The 18,283-nt window shown below is 49.7% G+C and carries 13 protein-coding genes; 5 read left to right on the top strand and 8 right to left on the bottom strand.

Translation table 11 applies throughout. The features are described 5' to 3' along the window. The 4 genes from B5F07_RS10410 to trhA form a co-directional block, all read left to right on the top strand. Positions 1-1,019, top strand: a 1,019-nt coding sequence (locus tag B5F07_RS10410) for an Rpn family recombination-promoting nuclease/putative transposase (RefSeq protein WP_140398002.1), incomplete at its 5' end; no start/stop codon positions are given. After that, positions 1,016-1,351 carry a hypothetical protein gene (locus tag B5F07_RS10405; protein ID WP_087161211.1) on the top strand — a complete coding sequence of 112 codons (336 nt, stop codon included), beginning with the start codon at positions 1,016-1,018 and terminating at the stop codon, positions 1,349-1,351. The genes B5F07_RS10410 and B5F07_RS10405, both read left to right, overlap by 4 nt. Positions 1,352-1,491: 140 nt before the next feature. Further along, the gene (arcC, locus tag B5F07_RS10400; protein ID WP_087161210.1) at positions 1,492-2,421 is read left to right on the top strand and encodes a carbamate kinase; all 930 of its coding nucleotides are present in this window, start codon (positions 1,492-1,494) and stop codon (positions 2,419-2,421) included. Between the two features lie 269 nt (positions 2,422-2,690). Beyond that, positions 2,691-3,350 (top strand): PAQR family membrane homeostasis protein TrhA, encoded by a 660-nt coding sequence (trhA, locus tag B5F07_RS10395; RefSeq protein WP_087161209.1) that lies wholly within the window; start codon positions 2,691-2,693, stop codon positions 3,348-3,350. Between the two features lie 256 nt (positions 3,351-3,606). On the opposite strand, the gene B5F07_RS10390 is transcribed toward trhA, so the two are convergent. The 7 genes from B5F07_RS10390 to B5F07_RS10360 form a co-directional block, all read right to left on the bottom strand. Further along, positions 3,607-4,632, bottom strand: coding sequence for an NUDIX domain-containing protein (locus B5F07_RS10390; protein ID WP_087161208.1), 1,026 nt, complete (start codon positions 4,630-4,632; stop codon positions 3,607-3,609). Positions 4,633-4,782: 150 nt separating this feature from the next. After that, the gene (locus B5F07_RS22340; RefSeq protein ID WP_140398001.1) at positions 4,783-8,460 is read right to left on the bottom strand and encodes a hypothetical protein; all 3,678 of its coding nucleotides are present in this window, start codon (positions 8,458-8,460) and stop codon (positions 4,783-4,785) included. A gap of 206 nt (positions 8,461-8,666) precedes the next feature. Beyond that, on the bottom strand, positions 8,667-10,451 hold the full coding sequence (locus B5F07_RS10380; RefSeq protein ID WP_087161207.1) for an ABC transporter ATP-binding protein: 1,785 nt from the start codon (positions 10,449-10,451) through the stop codon (positions 8,667-8,669). After that, the gene (locus B5F07_RS10375; RefSeq protein ID WP_087161206.1) at positions 10,444-12,240 is read right to left on the bottom strand and encodes an ABC transporter ATP-binding protein; all 1,797 of its coding nucleotides are present in this window, start codon (positions 12,238-12,240) and stop codon (positions 10,444-10,446) included. Before B5F07_RS10375 ends, B5F07_RS10380 begins: the two co-directional genes overlap by 8 nt. Positions 12,241-12,386: 146 nt before the next feature. Beyond that, positions 12,387-14,147, bottom strand: a complete 1,761-nt coding sequence (locus B5F07_RS10370) for a S8 family peptidase (protein ID WP_087161222.1) — start codon at positions 14,145-14,147, stop codon at positions 12,387-12,389. Positions 14,148-14,291: 144 nt separating this feature from the next. Further along, positions 14,292-14,894 carry a rubrerythrin gene (gene rbr, locus B5F07_RS10365; protein WP_087161205.1) on the bottom strand — a complete coding sequence of 201 codons (603 nt, stop codon included), beginning with the start codon at positions 14,892-14,894 and terminating at the stop codon, positions 14,292-14,294. A 124-nt stretch (positions 14,895-15,018) separates the two neighbouring features. Beyond that, complete coding sequence (locus B5F07_RS10360; RefSeq protein ID WP_087161204.1) at positions 15,019-16,035, bottom strand: glycosyltransferase family 2 protein; 1,017 nt, start codon at positions 16,033-16,035, stop codon at positions 15,019-15,021. Between the two features lie 186 nt (positions 16,036-16,221). On the opposite strand from B5F07_RS10360, the gene B5F07_RS10355 reads away from it, so the two are divergent. Continuing rightward, entirely contained in the window at positions 16,222-17,514 is a 1,293-nt protein-coding gene (locus B5F07_RS10355; protein WP_087161203.1) for a 6-phosphofructokinase, read from the top strand. 66 nt (positions 17,515-17,580) lie between these two features. Here the strand turns inward: B5F07_RS10355 and B5F07_RS10350 are convergent, their stop codons facing one another. Then, positions 17,581-18,276: an MgtC/SapB family protein gene (locus tag B5F07_RS10350; protein WP_087161221.1), complete on the bottom strand. Its 696-nt coding sequence runs from the start codon at positions 18,274-18,276 to the stop codon at positions 17,581-17,583. Positions 18,277-18,283 lie beyond the last annotated feature (7 nt).

Below are 18,283 nucleotides of genomic sequence, written 5' to 3'. Positions count from 1 at the left end.
AGAAACACATGACAGATTCCGGCAGAAACACAATAACTCACGCAGAACAGACTGCAGACACACCAAAAAACAAAATACGGAACACAACGCCAAAAGACAGCGGCGCAAAACTCATCTTTGACAATCATACCCTGTGCGCCCAGTTTTTAAGGGGATATACCGATGTCGAACTGCTGAAAAATGTTCAGCCTGACGATATCGAAGATATCTCAGAACGTTTTGTATGGATGTGGCACGAGGAACGGGAGTCCGACTCGGTAAAGAAAGTCCACTTACATGGGAGTGAAGGCGATATTACACTGTACCTGATCGCCCTGATCGAACATCAGTCCAAAGTAGACCATGACATGTCTTTCCGGATTCTCCGCTACCCGCCGATCCTTCCGATCGTCTTTTACGATGGCCCGGGAAACTGGACTGCTGCAACAAATTTCAGAGAGAGGGTTCAGCTCAGTGATATCCTGGGGGAATTTATTCCTGACTTCCACTATCTCGTAGTCCCGCTCTCCAGGTACAGCAACCGGGAATTGGTAGAAAAGAACGACGAACTTTCTCTAGTCATGCTGATCGACAAACTGCGCAGCGCTGCAGATTTCCGGCAGCTTAAAGATATTCCGGAAGAATATTTTGAGAGTATCAGCCGGAATTCTCCGGAATCCGTCTTGAAGCTCATCGGCAAGATCATCGCCGTGCTGCTCCTGCGGCTGAACGTTCCCAGAGATGAAGTGGCGCAGTTCACAGATCAGATAGAACGGAGGAATTTCACCATGCTGTTTGAAAATTTTGAAGCATACGACGTACAGGAGACAAGAAGGATCAGCAAAGCAGAAGGGAAAGCAGAAGGACAGGCGGAATATATCCTTGACCTGTTAGAGGACTTGGGAACTGTCCCGGAAGATCTGAAAAACAGGATCATGCAGGAAAGAAATACAGATACACTGCGAAAATGGCACAAAGTTGCAGCACGTGCCGCAACACTTGAAGAATTTGAAGAAAAAATAAAACAGAATCCGTCTTGAAGCTTATCGGCAAGATCATCGCCGTGCTGCTCCTGCGGCTGAACGTTCCCAAAGATGAAGTGGCGCAGTTCACAGATCAGATAGAACGGAGGAATTTCACCATGCTGTTTGAAAATTTTGAAGTATATGACGTACAGGAGACAAGAAGGATCAGCAAAGCAGAAGGGAAAGCAGAAAGCATACTCGAACTGTTGGAAGAGTCAGGTACAGTACCGGAGGAGCTGAAATCCCGGATTATGAAGGAGCGTGATTCCGATAAGCTCGGGAAATGGCTGAAAGCGGCTGCCCGAACCCAAAGTATTGAAGATTTTATCAGTAAGATGGATTCATAAATAATCTCCGTCATATAGTACGTTTTTATTGCTTTTTCCCCGGAATAATAGTAAACTTTTTATAAGTTATCTTCTCCCGTGTCTGTCACAATGAGACCGGGAAACCGTAATAAATCTTTAGCAGAAAGGGAACATATATTATGAAAAAAAGAGTTGTTGTAGCATTGGGACACCGCGCCCTGGGGACCACACTCCCCGAGCAGAAAATCGCCGTTAAACATTCGGCAAAATGCATTGCTGATCTGATCGAGGAAGGATATCAGGTGGCAATTACCCACAGCAATGCTCCGCAGGTAGGAATGATTCATACCGCTATGAACGAATTTGCAAAAGCGCATCCGGAGTACACACCGGCCCCCATGTCCGTCTGCTCCGCCATGAGCCAGGGATATATCGGTTACGATCTCCAGAACGGGATCCGCGAGGAACTCTTAAACCGCGGCATTTACAAGACAGTCAGCACGGTTCTGACACAGGTAATCGTAGATCCCTATGACGATGCCTTCTATACTCCTACCAAGGTTCTCGGCCGTTATATGAACGCCCAGGAAGCGAACGAGGAACGCAAGAAAGGTAATTATGTGATCGAGGAAGCCGGAAAAGGGTTCCGCCGTGTGGTATCCGCTCCAAATCCGGTTAAGATCGTAGAACTTGACGCTGTCAATGCCCTCCTCGATGCGGATCAGATCGTTATCGCGGCAGGCGGCGGCGGTATTCCGGTTCTTGAACAGGACAACCACTTAAAAGGGGCCAGCGCAGTCATCGAGAAAGACCTTGTTGCCGGAAAGCTTGCAGAAGGCATCAATGCAGACATGCTCATCATCCTGACGAATGTGGAAAAGGTATGTATCAATCTGGGGCAGCCGGACGAAGAACCGCTGGGAGAAATCACGGTTGCTCAGGCAAAAGACTACATGGAACAGGGACATTTCGGCATCTACAACATGCTTCCGAAATTCCGCGCTGCTGTTGAATTCATTGAGGGCCGCGAAGGACGCTGTGCATATATCACTTCCTTTGACAAGGTGAAGGATGCGCTGAAAGGCAAAACAGGTACTGTGATTCGCTAAAAGGGCAGGGCGCAGTTTTCCGCTTCCATCCTAAGAGATTTACACTTGCTTCATTTATACAATATCCATATTGACTGTCGCCGCACAGAAAAATGACATGTGCGGCGGCAGTTTTTTTCTTTTTTTTGTTCAAATTTCGGGTTGATTTATCCGAATATATGATGTAACATATACACATACTAGATGTAGTTTTGAAAACTACATTCATTTTATCACAGACGGCAGTTTAAAACTGCATACCGGTTTCATTATCCTGGAGGTGCATATTTATGGAAACAAAAAAACATATCAAAGAACCAGGCAGCGCGATTACACATTTCATCGGTATGCTGATGGCGATATTCGCAGCGGTTCCGCTTTTGATTAAAGCAGCGCATGAACCAGGGCGGATTTACATTATCTCTCTGGCAATCTATGCAGCAAGCCTGATTTTACTGTATGCGGCAAGCACAACTTACCATACATTTGACATATCACCCAAGGTAAATACGATCCTGAAGAAGATTGACCATATGATGATCTCCGTCCTGATCGCCGGGAGCTATACTCCGGTATGCCTTCTTGTTCTGAAGGGCAAAACCGGAATCATCCTGCTCTCCATCGTCTGGGCGCTTGCCATTGGCGGAATTCTGATTAAAGCATTCTGGGTATATTGCCCGAAATGGGTATCCTCCGTGCTGTACATCGGAATGGGATGGACCTGCGTTCTGGCATTTACGCAGATTCTCAACAACCTGTCCCCGGCGGCATTCGGATGGCTGCTGGCAGGCGGCATCATTTATACTGTGGGCGGCGTGATCTACGCGCTGAAACTTCCACTCTTCAACAGCAGACATAAGAATTTCGGAAGCCACGAAATCTTTCATCTGTTCGTAATGGGCGGCAGCGCATGCCACTTTGTTGTAATGTATGCGTTCCTGCTTCCGTAAAAAGAAGACCCCATCCATGCAGATGATATGTAAGCAGTGTGTCAGGCGAAGCGCTCCGAATACAGTTGTTTCGGATTGTTAGAAAGGCGCAGACATGAGTTCCAACGAACACGTGTCTGCGCCTTTTGTTACAATCCTTCCAACGGATGAGGAGAAGCGGAGTTCTGCACCGCGTCATATCATCTGCATGGATGGTGATACGTTCAGCCGTATTAAGTTTTCTGGTTTTCCATGCCTTTAACTGCATCCAAAAACTCTATTTCTCCCAGTGGATCCCCAACGCTTTTCCGATCATATCCAGTTCATCAAGATAGATACAGTTCTTTATGGTTTTCTCCCGTACCGCCTGATAGCAGCGGGCGAAATCCATCCATCTCACTTCTGACACTTCGGACTCCTGAAGAGTAAGTTTCCTGATATCAACCGGTTTCCGGTACAGGTAGATCATGCTGATCTCATTGTCCCGGAATATTTTTCCATAAAACACATCCTCAAAACCGCATCGGCGGATTCCCACTTCTTCCAGTTCATCCGCCGATGCGGTGATTCCAAGCTCTTCCCTCAGTTCTCTGAGCGCGCTTTCCAGATACTCGTGGCCAGCCTCCACATGCCCCGCAGAAGAAATGTCATAGCATCCGGGATTCGAATCTTTGCAATCGCTGCGTTTCTGGAGGAGCAGGTCATATCCGCTTTCCTGATTGGGACGGACAACCCAGATATGGGATGTGGCATGAAGCGTTCCGTCCAGATGGACAACACCCCGTTCCTTCACCACGCCTGTCCGTTTCCCGCTTTCATCATACTCGTCGAACAGTTCCAGAGGCTCCCCGTCCAACGCTGCGTACTGTAGAACATCATGTGTATCATAGACGAGTTTCAGTGAAAAGAATTCACGTCCCTCATCCAGAAGGCGGAAAAATATCTTATCTCCCTCCCAGAGTTCCAGCGCAGGGATATTCCTTTTCTCCACCCATTCCAGAACTCCCTCATCGCACTCCACAGGTTCGCCCTCAAATCCGTCTGCTGTATAGAGCGACATATATTCCACCACATCCGCGCCATAGACAAACGTCACGATTCCACGGTATTTCCAAGATGTCAGCGTGTATCCGGTCTCCTCTTTCACTTCCCGCAGGAGACATTCCTCCGGACTTTCCCCGTGTTCGAAATGTCCTCCTACACCGATCCATTTGTCCCTGTTCACATCATTCTTCTTCACAGTTCTGTGAAGCATCAGATACTTTCCGTCTTTTTCTATATAACATAATGTACTGAGTTTCATAAATGTTTGTCACCTCTGTATTTTTCTCGCCTTTTTCACTGCCCATTATACGCTTGCGCATGTTTTGCTGTCAATCCGGCACAGAAATACGGCATAAAAATGCGGAACCAGATTTCTCCGGTTCCGCATTTTTATTGCTAAATGTTTTCTTTATTTCTGACGTTTCTTCACTACAACAACGCCTGCAATCACTGCCGCTGCCAGAATCAGCACAATCACGGTCGGGATCACCGGTGACATATCACCAGTCTTCACAGATCCTTTGCCTGTGTTCTGTCCCTGTCCTGATGTCTTATTACCGTCTGTTGTCTGATCTTTTCCGCTGTCTTTCACCGGCTGAAGATCATCCGGAACATTAGCCTGGGACATCTGCTTGTCAGAGATCACTACAACATAATCCGATGCATGGCTGAAGCTTAAGCTTACCGTACCGTCCTCACGGATGGTTCCGGCATTCATAAATACCATTCTTCCGTCGCTGTCATAGTAGTACAGGTTTCCGAATTTGCCTGCATTGTCACTGCCAACATTGATCGTCAGGTCCGCACGGAATCCGAAATCTCCGTTGTGTGTCAATGAGAGCTGCTCCACCGGATTGTTTCCTGCCAGCTTCTTAACGGTATTGCTCGGAATTGCATTGGAGTTAAGTGTAACTTCAAGGTTGATATCCTGAAGATTTGACGCTGCAATATCTTTTCCGTTAATCGTCCAGGTATATCCATTCATCTGCAGAACAACATTCACATCTCTGCCCTGAGCGGCTTCAAGGACCTCTTTCGGAACGACAGTTGCCTCGCCCATATCGACGTCTACTTTCTGTCCCTCAGGAGTAGTCTGAACCATCTCTACAATAGTAGATACAGAATCATCCGGGACCTCTACAGGCGGTTTTTCCGGTGTTGTTCCCGGTTTCTCCGGAGTTGTTCCAGGCTCTTCCGGCTCTGTTCCAGGCTCCTCCGGGGTTGTTCCGGGTTCTTCCGGTTCTGTTCCAGGCTCCTCCGGAGTTGTTCCCGGCTCTTCCGGTTCTGTTCCAGGCTCTTCTGCACCAGGTTCCATTTCCGGTGTATAGCCCAGGAAAGTATATGTGCCGTCAACAGTATAAGTATCGCCTGCCTGAAGATCTCCAACGTAAATTACATTATCATATCCTTCAAAAGAACCCGGCAGAGTTATAGTATCGCCGACTTCTGCAACCTGGCAGAAAACTGCCTCCGCTGTATCATCGTACAGAGGTTCTGTCTGATTCTCGATGTCTGCACATATCGGATCAAGCATGTAACGGATCAGGCAGTTCTCATATTGTGCACTTACTGTAAAATGTCCTCCATTGACTATAGCAAAATCCGGACTGGTATAAGAATTCCATTCTTTAAACTTAAGTCCCTCATACATCTCGGGGAGTTCCTGCGCATTCAGTGTATCCAGCACATCCTGGAATGTCGAGCCTTCATCCATTAAAAAGGTCTCATCAGTGCCCAGGGACCATCCTCTTCCCTCTGTATTATAGTAGTACTCGGTGAGCACTACGGCATCCTTTCCTTCATACTTTGCGTTAAACCACCAGACTTTTAAATCAGCCCCGATGGGTTCATCCGCATCTCCCATCATGGAAGTGCTCTCCCATTGTTCAAACTGATATTTATCCGACATGCCTTCCGGCCTATATTTCTCTACCCAGTTCTGCAGATCTCCATAAGTCGCATCTTTATCCAGAACGGCAAGCAGCCTTCTATCTTCCGTCCCGGACAGCCACTGTCCATTATTATCCAGGTAACTGAAATTGCATATAACCGGTGTTTTGTCATAAACCGCATCTGCATAATAGTAGCGGTTCATCGTAATAAGGCTTTCATCGTCCGTATTTTCAAGTTCCCATGCTGTAAAATTCAGCCCTTCGTACTGTTCGGGCAGTTCCTGACCTTCAATTACTTCTTTCAGATCACCTACAGTCGAGCCAAAAGGCATGCTTACTTCTCTATTTATATTCCCCAGCGTAGTCCCCACCGTGGCATCGGAAGCGAGATAGGAGTAAACAACATTACAGTATACCTTATCATATTTTGCATAGACGGTTGCATATGTACTGTTGAGAATCGGTTCATCACCTGTTACCGCTGCTCCCTCATAGGTGGTCCAGCCTTCAAAGACCAGATCTTTATATTTGGCTTCGATCTGCGGCAGCTCAATTCCTGCCTCATTCAGTGTCTGCCGGCGTTCTAGCTTATAATCCTTTGTTTCCGCTTCGGTCCAGTACCCGTATTCTGACAACTCCATAAACTGGTATGTCACATCATATACCGGATTCACGAAAGTATTTCCTGAATAAACCTGTACATAATATGGGGCATCGTATAACAGCTCCCCGGAAGATGCATTATTAGATGAAGTATCATAAATATAGATCCCGCCAAGGTACCACTCACAAGGATAGGTGTCCTCTGTGATCTCCAGCGTTCCGGTAAATGCCTGCTGCTCCTCCGAATATGTCAGATCCACCCAGATTGTGCTGTTATCAAGGTCCGATACTGCATTGAAGTATACAGATCCTTGTGTAGTATCCAGTCCCACGTTGTCTTCAGCCTTGATTGTAACCGTAACTGTATCTCCTGCCCTTACGTTCTCGCCGTTTTTATCCAGACTGATGGAAGTGATAACCGGAGCCTCCGTATCTTCCTGAGGCGCTTCCGGATCTTTCTGATACTGGAAGCTGTATTTATCCATGTCATCGACCAGAATCTGAAGGTCTTCTCCAAGACACGGATATGTAACAGCTGTCACCGTATAGGTATCCTCCGCCAGATAATATGGCAGACCGGAATCCCTGTAGTCATTATTTTCCCAGTCATAATATAAATAAACGGTATCTGAATTCTCGCCTTCACCTTGAACTGATACGCGAATTCCCGAATACTCGCCCGGATCTGCTTCCGAAAGTTTCAGGGCAAATTTCCCATAATCCTCTCTGGTCAGCAGCTCACCGTTCTCCGGGAAAGTAACGCTCTCCGGCTCGATGGTATTCTGTTCATTTTTCGTATTGAACCAGTACAGATACTCATTGGAATTCTCATCCATCAATGTGGCATCTGCATAGTTGCTGTAATTATCTACAACCCGCAAAAAAGTAATATTTACTGTTCCTGTTCCCACATGGTCTAGAGTATATGTCCCAATGTAGCACTCCTCGGCTTCGTTGTATTCTACGTCCAGAGACACACTTTCGTATCCTGTCTCATAGCTCTCCCCCATGGAAATTCGAACTTCTGCGATCCCACTGTCCGCATCATATGCCTTAACGCGAACCTCTACGGTGTCTCCCTCATGCAGTGTCTCACCCTGCTGAACCAGTTCAACGCTCTCGATCACCGGTTTGTTGACATCTGCCTTTCCGGTTGTCTCATCTGTACTGCTGTCATCCGCAGTGTTTCCGTCAGATGACTGGTCTCCCTCATCTGATACGTTCCCATCAGTTGCATCTTCTGCGGATATGCTGTTCTGAGCAGCAGTTCCCGGTACAGCCGCGTCCTTCGCTGCGTCAGCGTCAGCACCGGTCTGACTGTCTGTCTCATCACCTTCTGCGGTCTGAGTACTCTCTGCATCCGCAGTCTTTTCCCCATCGCTTTCGCTCTTCTGCGCATCACCCGACTGTACAGCCTCTTCACCTGACTGCTGCGCATTCTGCTCTGTTTCCTGCTGCGTATCCTGCTGGACCTGCTGTCCATCCGGCACGCTCTCTTCTGCGAGTGCCTGTCCGGGTACCATTGTCGCAGTCATGGCAAGAGCAAGGGTCACGGCACCGAGCTTTTTAATAATTTCTTTATACCTTTTCACCTGCTTTACCCCTCTTTTCTTAGAATAAAACGTGTAGTGCCCTCCAAAAGATATAGAAAGAGGGCGGGTTTGCATAGTTACTCTTTTATTATAACTCCTGCAAAGTCGCCCTGTCGATGTTATTTTTTTCAAAAATCGTGCATTTTTTTACATGAGATTTTTTATATCCTTTTTACACGCCTGCTTATATATGGCTTATGTCCGGCTTATATACTGCCGCCGCTGAACTGACTTTCATAGAGATGCCGGTAGAATCCGCCCTGTTTCATCAGGCTCTCATGGTTCCCCTGCTCGATAATTTTTCCATTCTTCATCACCAGAATCACATCCGCCTCCCGGATCGTGGAGAGTCTGTGAGCGACAATGAATGTTGTTCTCCCTTCCATCAGTTTTGCAAACGCATTCTGTATCTTAATCTCTGTACGTGTATCAATAGAGGAAGTTGCCTCGTCGAGGATCAGCATCGGCGGGCGAAGGAGCATCACTCTGGTAATACAGAGGAGCTGCTTCTGCCCCTGGGAGATTCCGTCTCCGTCCTCGGTAATCCATGTATCATATCCGTCCGGAAGCCTCGTGATAAAGCTGTGGATATGGGAAGCTTTCGCCGCCTCGATCACTTCTTCTCTTGTGGCGTCCGGTTTCCCCATGCGGATATTGTCCAGTATCGTCCCTGTCTTCAGCCAGGTATCCTGGAGCACCATGCCGTATCCTGCCCGGAGGCTCTTTCTGGTCACTTTCCGGATATCGTTTCCTTCTACTTTTATGCTGCCGCCGTTTACATCATAGAACCGCATCAGCAGATTGATCAGTGTCGTCTTACCGCACCCGGTAGGTCCGACAATAGCGATGCGCTGTCCCGGCTTCACTTCCAGATTGAAATCTTTGATCAGATCCTGCTCCGGCGTATAGGAGAAGCTTACGTCCTCCACACTTACATTTCCTTCAATGTCCGTTAATTGTACCGCGTTCTCCGGCTCAGGCGTCTGGGGTTCCTCCTCAATCAGGTCGAAAATCCTCTGGGCGCAGGCGATCGCGTTCTGCAGCTCTGTCACCACTCCGGATATCTCGTTAAACGGCTTGGTATACTGGTTTGCATAACTCAGGAAACTGGAGAGCTGTCCGACGGTGAGAAATCCGTTTACTACAGAAAAGGCGCCGACAATTCCCACTCCCGTATACACAAGGCTGTTGACAAACCGTGTGGCAGGATTCGTAATAGAGGAGAAAAACGTTGCCCGCAGGGAACTTGTCCGCAGTCTCTCGTTAATCTCATCAAACCGCTCCGTCACATCCTCCGCTCTTCCGAATGCCTGTACAACTTTCTGGTTTCCGATCATTTCCTCGATCAGACCGGTCTGTTCTCCTCTTGTCTCAGACTGTACCTTAAACATGGCAAAAGTTCTCTTTGCTATAAAATTCGCCACCAGGAACGACACCGGTGTAATCAGAACAACCACCACCGTGATTCCCACATTAATGGAGAGCATGAAGCCAAATGTCCCCACAATTGTCGCTACACCTGTGAAAAACTGGGTAAATCCCATCAGCAGTCCGTCCGCGAACTGGTCTACGTCTGCAATCACCCTGCTCACTACCTCGCCGTAGGGTTTCCCGTCGATATACTTAAGCGGCAGGATCTCGATTTTGCGGAATGCTTCATTCCGGATATCCTGCACCACCTGATAGGTCATCTTGTTGTTGCAGATATTCATCAGCCACTGTGCCAGAGCCGTAATCAGCGTACACACGCCGATCTGAAACATAATCCGGAACACGCCGGGGAAATTGACAAGACCTTCTGCAACAATATAGTCCACCGCATATCCTGTCAGTTTCGGAATATAGAGAGTAAGTGCCACGGAAACTGCTGCAAGCAGAACGGAAAATGCAAGGAATATCCGGTATTTTCCGAGATACCGAAGCACCTTCCGGATGGTCTCTGACTGTTTTGTCTTCCGTTTTTCTGTATTTCCTGTCTTCTGATCAGCCATTGGATGCCACCTCCTTCGGGAACTGTGAGTAATAAATCTCCTGATATTCCGGGCAGTGCGCCAGAAGCTCCTCATGGGTTCCGATGCCTGCCATCTTTCCGTCATCCAGTACAATGATCTGGTCTGCATACTGGATCGAGGATGCTCTCTGGGATACGATGAATACCGTAGGATTCTCCTTCATTCCCCGGATCGCTCCGCGAAGCGCCGCATCGGTAGCAAAGTCAAGCGCCGATGCGCTGTCGTCCAGAATCAGGATCTCCGGCTTTCTCACCAGTGCGCGGGCAATGGTCAGCCTCTGCTTCTGCCCTCCGGAGAGATTCCGTCCGGACTGCTCGATCTGGAAGTCAAGACGTCCTGCTTTTGTATCGACAAACTCCTTTGCCTGGGAAATTGCAAGCGCTTCTTCCAGATCCTGCTCTGTTGCGTCCTCCTTGCCCCAACGGAGATTCTCTGCTATCGTTCCCTTGAACAGCACTGCTTTCTGCAGGACCATACCGATATGGCTGCGCAGGTTCTTCACCTGATAATCCCGGACGTCCCTGCCGCCGATACGGACGGTTCCCTTCGTCACATCATAAAACCGCGGAATCAGGTTCACCAGAGAAGATTTTCCCGAACCGGTTCCCCCGATGATTCCGATCGTCTGTCCTTTCTCCGCCCGGAAAGTAATATCCGTCAGAGATTCGCCTGCAGAACCCTTGTAGGTCAGCGACACATGGTCGAACTCCACCGCCGGAATTTCATGTTTTTCTGTTCCCGCAGTGCAAGTCTCTGCCTCAGCCGCCTTATCTGTTCCACTTTTCGCGGCAGTCTCTCCCCACAGAGCTGTACCGTCCTTCATATCGGATTTTACTTCCAGAACATTTTCGATTCGTTTCGCACATGCCAGCGCCTTCGTGACTGTGATAATCAGGTTTGCCAGTTTCACAAGTTCCACAAGGATCTGGGACATATAGTTGATCAGCGCCACAACTTCGCCCTGAGTCAGATCACCCACATTCACCCGCAGCGCTCCGATGTAGATCAGTACAATGATAGCTCCGTTTACCACGATATACGTAAGCGGGTTCATCAGCCCGGAAATGCGCCCCACAAATTTCTGCGCGTCTGTAAGGAGCTGATTGCCCTCTTCGAACTGTCTGATCTCTTCCTCTTCCTTATTAAATGCACGGAGCACTCTTGCCCCCGTCAGGTTCTCCCTGGTCGTCAGAAGCACCCGGTCCAGATATGCCTGCACCTTCCGGTACAAAGGCATGGTGATGAGCATAATTCCGAATACGATCACCGACAGTACCGGAATCGCAACCACAAATACAAGGGCTGACTGCACATCCACGGTAAACGCCATGACCATGGCGCCGAACACAATAAAGGGCGAGCGCAGGAATAGCCGCAGCACAAGATTGACTCCGGACTGCACCTGATTGATATCACTGGTCATCCTGGTGATCAGTGTGGCTGTGCCGATGGTGTCCATCTCCGTAAACGAAAAGTTCTGAATATGCCAGAACAGCGCATGCCTCACACCGGTTCCGAATCCCGCGGCCGCCTTTGCCGCGAAATACTGCGCCGTGATGGAACATACAAGACCGATTATGCCCAGTGCTACCAGCACCAGGCACATTCGGATAATGTACCCGGAATCTTTCTGAGCGATTCCCACGTCAATCACAGCAGCCATCACAAGCGGCACAAAGAGCTCGAACAGCGCCTCGAGCATCTTAAAAAGCGGCGCCAGGATGGATTCCTTCTTGTAATCCTTTAAGTGTACAATTAGTGTTTTCATGTGTTTCTCCCTGGAATTATTATTGCGTCAGAAGTAACGCGCCATACTAATATAGTATAGCATTGTTCCGGGAAAGCGGAAAGAGCAGGATTACATTTCTCACATTCTTTCATTTCTTCGCAGTCAGTTCCATCTGAAATTTCCGTTCATCCGACCGGCAGGCTCTCCCTCACGCACAGCGCCCCGTAGCCGAGCTGTACATTCGGCCACTCCTCATAGCCGGGCAGTTCCCGCGCGCCTCTTCTTAAGTATGCCTTCACCTTCTCTCCATATAAATAAGGATCATTCCCGCGCACAATTCCCCACTCCATGAGAAGGGCTGCGCTTCCGGTGACAAAGGGCGCGGCAAAGGAAGTCCCCGTCATCTCCATATATCCGCCTCCCGGGGCAGGCGCCGTCACCCGGACGCCGGGAGCCGCCAGATCCGGCTTGATCCCGCTGGCACGCTCGGGATCTTCATCTGCTCCCCGCCCGGAGAAATCCGCATAGGAGAAAGTACGCCCATCATAGGCAGCAACGGTAACGACCTGGGAAGCCGTGGAAGGGATCGTCAGAGTGGCAAGACTGGCAGGCAGAAGAAATGCCGTGCCGATCTGCAGGGCATTCTGGCTGGGGAGCCACATCTGATATCTGCCGTCCACAATCTGCCTGGGGGTAAGAATGATCTGCCAGACCCCCGCATCCACATAGTTCTGCGGAGTCCCGGACGACCGCGGAAGGAAGGAAATATAGATCTCCTGCCTGACACTGTAGGGTTTCGGCTCTCCATAGTAGACAAGCAGTTCCGTCCCCCCGAGATAGAAGCGCTGCGATCCCAGGATCTCCCGGAAGGGTCCGACCCGCTCCCCGGAAGGATTCACAATGGACACCTCCATATCATCCACGTAAGATTTCCAGATCTGTACACTCAGCGCCGTTTCCCGCTGCTGAACCGCCAGCTCGACCGTCTCTTCCTCCTCGTCCCGGACCGTCCCTGCGGTATGCCCGGCGGTGCTGCCCTCGTTTCCGCTCCCCACACAGATCACATTTTTCCACACGCCGGAGATGTCGTTGAGGAAACGCTCCAACAGGGAACTGCCGTCGTGGGAGCCATATGTATTCCCAAAGCTGATATTCACAGCCACAGGCCTGCGCAGTTCCATGGCTTTTCGTATCACATAGTCCACCCCTTCCATCAGTTCTGTTGTCCTCGGAAACCCTTCCGCCCTTGCGTTTCCCATCTTCACGATGATCAGCCCTGCATCCGGAGCAGCTCCCCGGAGTCTTCGCCCCTCGCTCCCTCTGCCGTTTCCCGCCGCAATACCAGCCACCGCTGTCCCGTGACCGCTGATATCCCGGCTCGGGACAAGGCGCCTGCGCGTCTCCGGGTCCGCAGCTTCTAGCGCCTCATTGATCTGCTCCGCCGTAAATTCCGCACCTCTCGCATACCCCTGCGGCGGCGTCCCTGCTGAGGTCTGATCCCAGAGGGACAGGATTCTCGTCGTCCCGTCATCGTTGCGGAAATCCGGGTTTTCATAGTCGATCCCGCTGTCCACGATCCCCACAAGAGTCCCTGTCCCCGTCAGAGAAAAAGGCGGCAGCTGCACTGTATCAATACAGGACACCTGCCGTCCGTTCTCCACCTCAAAATAGAGACTTTTCGGTTTTTCGATAAATTCCACTTCCGGGAGCGCTGCAAGCTCCTCAATTCTTTCTTCTTTCACCAAAACGACTGCATAGCCGTTTAACAGCTCCGCGGCCGACACTGTGATCTGCCTGATATTTTCCAGATCCCCGGAGAATTTGAGAATCAGCTCCCACTCATTTCCCCCGGGATCGTACCCCACTTCCAGTTCCTCCGAACGCATCCTCTCCTCCCGGGTTGCATCCAGGGCAAGATTAAGCAGATTTTCCATCTTCTGACTCATATGCCGTCCTCCTGACTCTGCCGCCGGGATGAAACTTTCAGAATACAGGGAACTCCCGCTTCCGGAAATGATTCCGCTCCTGTCCGCCGTTCTCCCGGCAATTCTCATATTAACAGCATATGCAGCAATTTCCGGCTATATCCGTTATTCCTCCCCTTTATAGCAGGCGAATTCATAGGGCAGGAAATATCCCTGGGCATGCCGGCACACCGGGCAGACAGCCGGCGCTTTCACACCCTCATGGATATATCCGCAGTTTGTGCAGATCCACTTCTGCGTATTCTCTCCTCCGTAATAAGTTCCGTCCTCCAGCATTTTTGCGAGAGCTGCAAAACGTTTCTCATGAACATGCTCGATCTCCGCGATCTGGTAAAATGCTGACGCCACTTCCAGGAACCCTTCCTGCTTCGCCGTGTCCCCGAATGCCTGATAGACGTCCTCGTACTCTTCGTGCTCATTGTGCTCTGCCGCGCGCAGAAGTTCCGCCAGGCTCTCCTGCTGATCTACCGGATAGGATCCGTCGATATGGATCGTCTCCCCGACAAGTTCCTTTAACAGATCATAGAATCTCTCCGCATGGGCTCTCTCCTGCTCTGCCGTGTAGATAAAAATATCTGAAATCGCATAAAACTGCGCCTCCCGCGCTTTTTCCGCCGCAATGGTATAACGGTTTCTCGCCTGGCTCTCCCCGGCGAATGCCCGCATCAGATTCTCTTTCGTCTTACTTTCTGAAAATTTAACAGCCATGGTAACATACTCCTTTCAATTCTGCAATTTTGCTTTCTCAAAAGGAATTATGTTCCATGGCTGTCAGAAATATGCATATTATTTTAAAATTCCGGACAGATCCCGCCTTTTCCGGCCGCTGACATTAATTGAATCCGATCAGACGTCTCGCCACACTGTAAGCCAGGGAAGACACCTTTCTGCCGGAGCGCCCCGGCAGATTCATGGTCTGTCCGAGAATGCCGTAGCGGATCTTCATATAAGTCTTGTAGTCCTTCTTTTTCAGGTACGCCCAGAGCTCCTTCTTCTTCTCGAGATTCTCCGGCTTTTTGGAGCGGATGCACAGAATCGATGACACCGTCATCATGATAGCCAGATAGTTGATCATGTATTTCCGGAGCTTTTTACTCGTAATCATCCGAAGCTCATACATGGAGATCATCGTCTTGGTCACAAAAAGCTGCTGGTCGATCCTTCCGATCATCACCTTTTCATTCACCGACTGATCCTCTCTTCCGATAAAATACCGGTAGAAATCCACGTTAAGATAGTACAGCGTCCGCACATGGGGAAGCGGATAGTACACGTAAATGTTATCTACATAGAACGTGTGCTTCGGCAGTTCCAGCTGGCACAGCCGGAGCATCTCCGTGCGGTAGATAACGGAGTGCATCAGGATATACTGATCCAGACGGAAGCGCCCGATATCATCCCACCGGAAGATCTGATTCTCCGGCAGCACATTGTCGTAGCGGATCACTTTCTTGTGTGTCATGCCCACCTTTTCATAGACATAGTTGGCAATAATCATGTCCACCTGCGTCTGGGCCTCTTCAAAGCTCTTCACCGCGTCCAGAATCCTGTGGAGGGACTCCTCATCCACCCAGTCGTCGCTGTCCACGACCTTGAAATATTTTCCCGTGGCATGTGCAAGACCGCAGTTCACCGCGTCTCCATGTCCTCCGTTCTCCTTCCTGACAGCCCTGACGATAGTCGGATACTTTTCCTGATATTTCTCTGCGATCGCCTGGGTTCCGTCCTTCGATCCGTCGTTGACCACGATAATCTCAACATCCTCGCCGCCGACAAGAATCGAATTGATCGCCTTCTCCATGTACGCTTCTGAATTGTAACACGGGATGGCAAATGAAATGTATTTCATGCTGTTTTTTCCTCCTGAAATCTCTTTTCCTCTGATTTTCCGCTGATTCGTCCGTAATGCGGATTTATTATATCACTATTCTTCCCCGGTTGCCATGACAAAATTACTTTTTTGCACAGATTCCCCATTGTATGTTATAATCTACTCGCCGCACTGTAATGCAGCATGTAAGGAGGCAGAAAATTTATGAAAAAAAATGTAATCGTCGGCCAGTCCGGCGGCCCTACTGCAGTCATCAACGCAAGTCTGTACGGAGTTGTATACGAAGCGCTGAACCGTGAGGACTCTTTCGGCACAGTATACGGCATGATAAACGGCATCGAAGGTTTCCTGAACGGAAACGTGATGGATATGGAACCCCTGGAGAAATCGGGCGAGCTCGAGCTGATCCGGACAACGCCCGGCTCCTATCTCGGTTCCTGCAGATACAAACTCCCGGAAGATCTTGAAGATCCGGTCTATCCGCTTCTCTTTGAAAAACTTGCCGGTTATCATATCGGATACTTTTTCTACATCGGCGGAAACGATTCCATGGACACAGTGAGCAAGCTCTCCCGCTACGCTTCCAGGACGGGAAGCGACATCCGCTTCATCGGGATTCCGAAGACCATCGACAACGACCTGGTCCTGACCGACCACACACCGGGATTCGGAAGCGCCGCAAAATATGTGGCGTCTACTGTCCGGGAGATTGCCGTGGACGCATCGGTTTATGACAACAAAAAATCCGTAACCATCGTGGAGATCATGGGAAGGCATGCCGGATGGCTCACTGCCGCCAGCGCCCTTGCCAGAAAATTCGAGGGGGACAACCCTGTTCTGGTCTATCTCCCGGAGGCGGCTTTTGACCAGGAGGCATTTATCAGGAAAGTGGAAAAGGCTCTGGAGACGACGCCGAATCTGGTTGTCTGCATCTCCGAAGGGATCAACGACGGAAAAGGGACTTTCATCTGCGAACTTGCCAGTGACGTGGGCGTAGATACATTCGGACACAAGATGCTGACCGGCTCCGGAAAATATCTGGAGAATCTGGTGAAGGCCCGCCTGGGCGTGAAGGTCCGCTCCATCGAGCTCAACGTCTGCCAGCGATGTTCTTCCGCCATGCTCTCCGCCACAGACCAGAAGGAAGCCATCGCTTCCGGGGCATACGGCGTCAAATGCGCTCTGGAAGGCGAGACCGGAAAGATGGTGGCATTCCGCCGGGTACCGCAGGAAACAGACAGCACCCGGAATGGTCAAAATGACCGGATTGCTCAGGAGAGTCAGAACAGTCCGGACTGCCGGGATTACCGGATCGACTATGCCGTCGAAGATGTGGACCGGATCTGCAATCAGGAAAAGACCGTTCCGCTGGAGTGGATCGTCAACGACGGCTCTGATGTAGGGCAGGCGTTCATCGACTATGCGCTCCCGCTGATCCAGGGAGAGGTGAACGTGCCGAAGGAGAACGGACTGCCGAAATTTGCATACAGGAAATGAGAAACTCGCCGCGCAAGTGACCGGTAATAGAACCGAGAAGAGTCCCTTGCGCGACGCTCTCATTTTTCAGTAAATTATTTTGACCGTCTTTATCCCCTCCAGTTCCTGAAGGCACTGGACTATTTCTTCTTCTCTTCTGTTCTGCATATTTTTTACTGAAATAATCGCATTAAAATTCTTTTTGCTATGCTCATCGTTGATCACAACATCCCCTATCTGCATGCCGCTGCCGTCCAAGAAAGAATATAAGTCCAGGAGATTATTTACCGATTTAAATTCCACATACAGCCTGAGCCACATATCATTATGCGTGAAATGATTCGAAATCACTTTAAACTTTGAAACAACCAGATAAATAAACGCAGTAGATATAATTGCTCCCAGATAAAAACCAATTCCGATCGACAGCCCGATACAGGCAGCTGTCCAGAGTCCCGCCGCAGTCGTCAGCCCCCTGACTTTCGTATGGCCTTCCACAATAATGCTTCCTGCCCCCAGAAAACCGATTCCGCTCACAACCTGAGCTCCCAGTCTGGCCGGATCCCCACTGTTAAATTCCACGAACATATACTGCCCTGTCATCATGACAAGTGCTGCTCCCAGGCATACCAGGATGTATGTCCGCATGCCTGCCGCCTGATTTGCTTTCCCTCGTTCTATTCCCAGTACACCGCCGCACAGCACAGCAAGACAGATTCTCAAAATCACCGCAAAAGGCGTAAGTCCTTCTCCCAGTTCTCTGAATCTGGAAAAATTTTCCATTACTGCA

The organism is Lachnoclostridium sp. An169 (assembly GCF_002160525.1).
In the GTDB taxonomy this organism is placed as follows: domain Bacteria; phylum Bacillota; class Clostridia; order Lachnospirales; family Lachnospiraceae; genus Mediterraneibacter; species Mediterraneibacter cottocaccae.
This window is presented reverse-complemented; position numbering and strand designations above follow the sequence as displayed.

Bases quoted from the DNA above. Each gene is read 5' to 3' on its own strand.
- arcC (WP_087161210.1), top strand. From the start codon at position 1,492: ATGAAAAAAAGAGTTGTTGTAGCATTGGGACACCGCGCCCTGGGGACC.
- trhA (WP_087161209.1), top strand. From the start codon at position 2,691: ATGGAAACAAAAAAACATATCAAAGAACCAGGCAGCGCGATTACACAT.
- B5F07_RS10390 (WP_087161208.1), bottom strand. From the start codon at position 4,632: ATGAAACTCAGTACATTATGTTATATAGAAAAAGACGGAAAGTATCTG.
- B5F07_RS10380 (WP_087161207.1), bottom strand. From the start codon at position 10,451: ATGGCTGATCAGAAGACAGGAAATACAGAAAAACGGAAGACAAAACAG.
- B5F07_RS10375 (WP_087161206.1), bottom strand. From the start codon at position 12,240: ATGAAAACACTAATTGTACACTTAAAGGATTACAAGAAGGAATCCATC.
- B5F07_RS10370 (WP_087161222.1), bottom strand. From the start codon at position 14,147: ATGAGTCAGAAGATGGAAAATCTGCTTAATCTTGCCCTGGATGCAACC.
- rbr (WP_087161205.1), bottom strand. From the start codon at position 14,894: ATGGCTGTTAAATTTTCAGAAAGTAAGACGAAAGAGAATCTGATGCGG.
- B5F07_RS10360 (WP_087161204.1), bottom strand. From the start codon at position 16,035: ATGAAATACATTTCATTTGCCATCCCGTGTTACAATTCAGAAGCGTAC.
- B5F07_RS10355 (WP_087161203.1), top strand. From the start codon at position 16,222: ATGAAAAAAAATGTAATCGTCGGCCAGTCCGGCGGCCCTACTGCAGTC.
- B5F07_RS10350 (WP_087161221.1), bottom strand. From the start codon at position 18,276: ATGGAAAATTTTTCCAGATTCAGAGAACTGGGAGAAGGACTTACGCCT.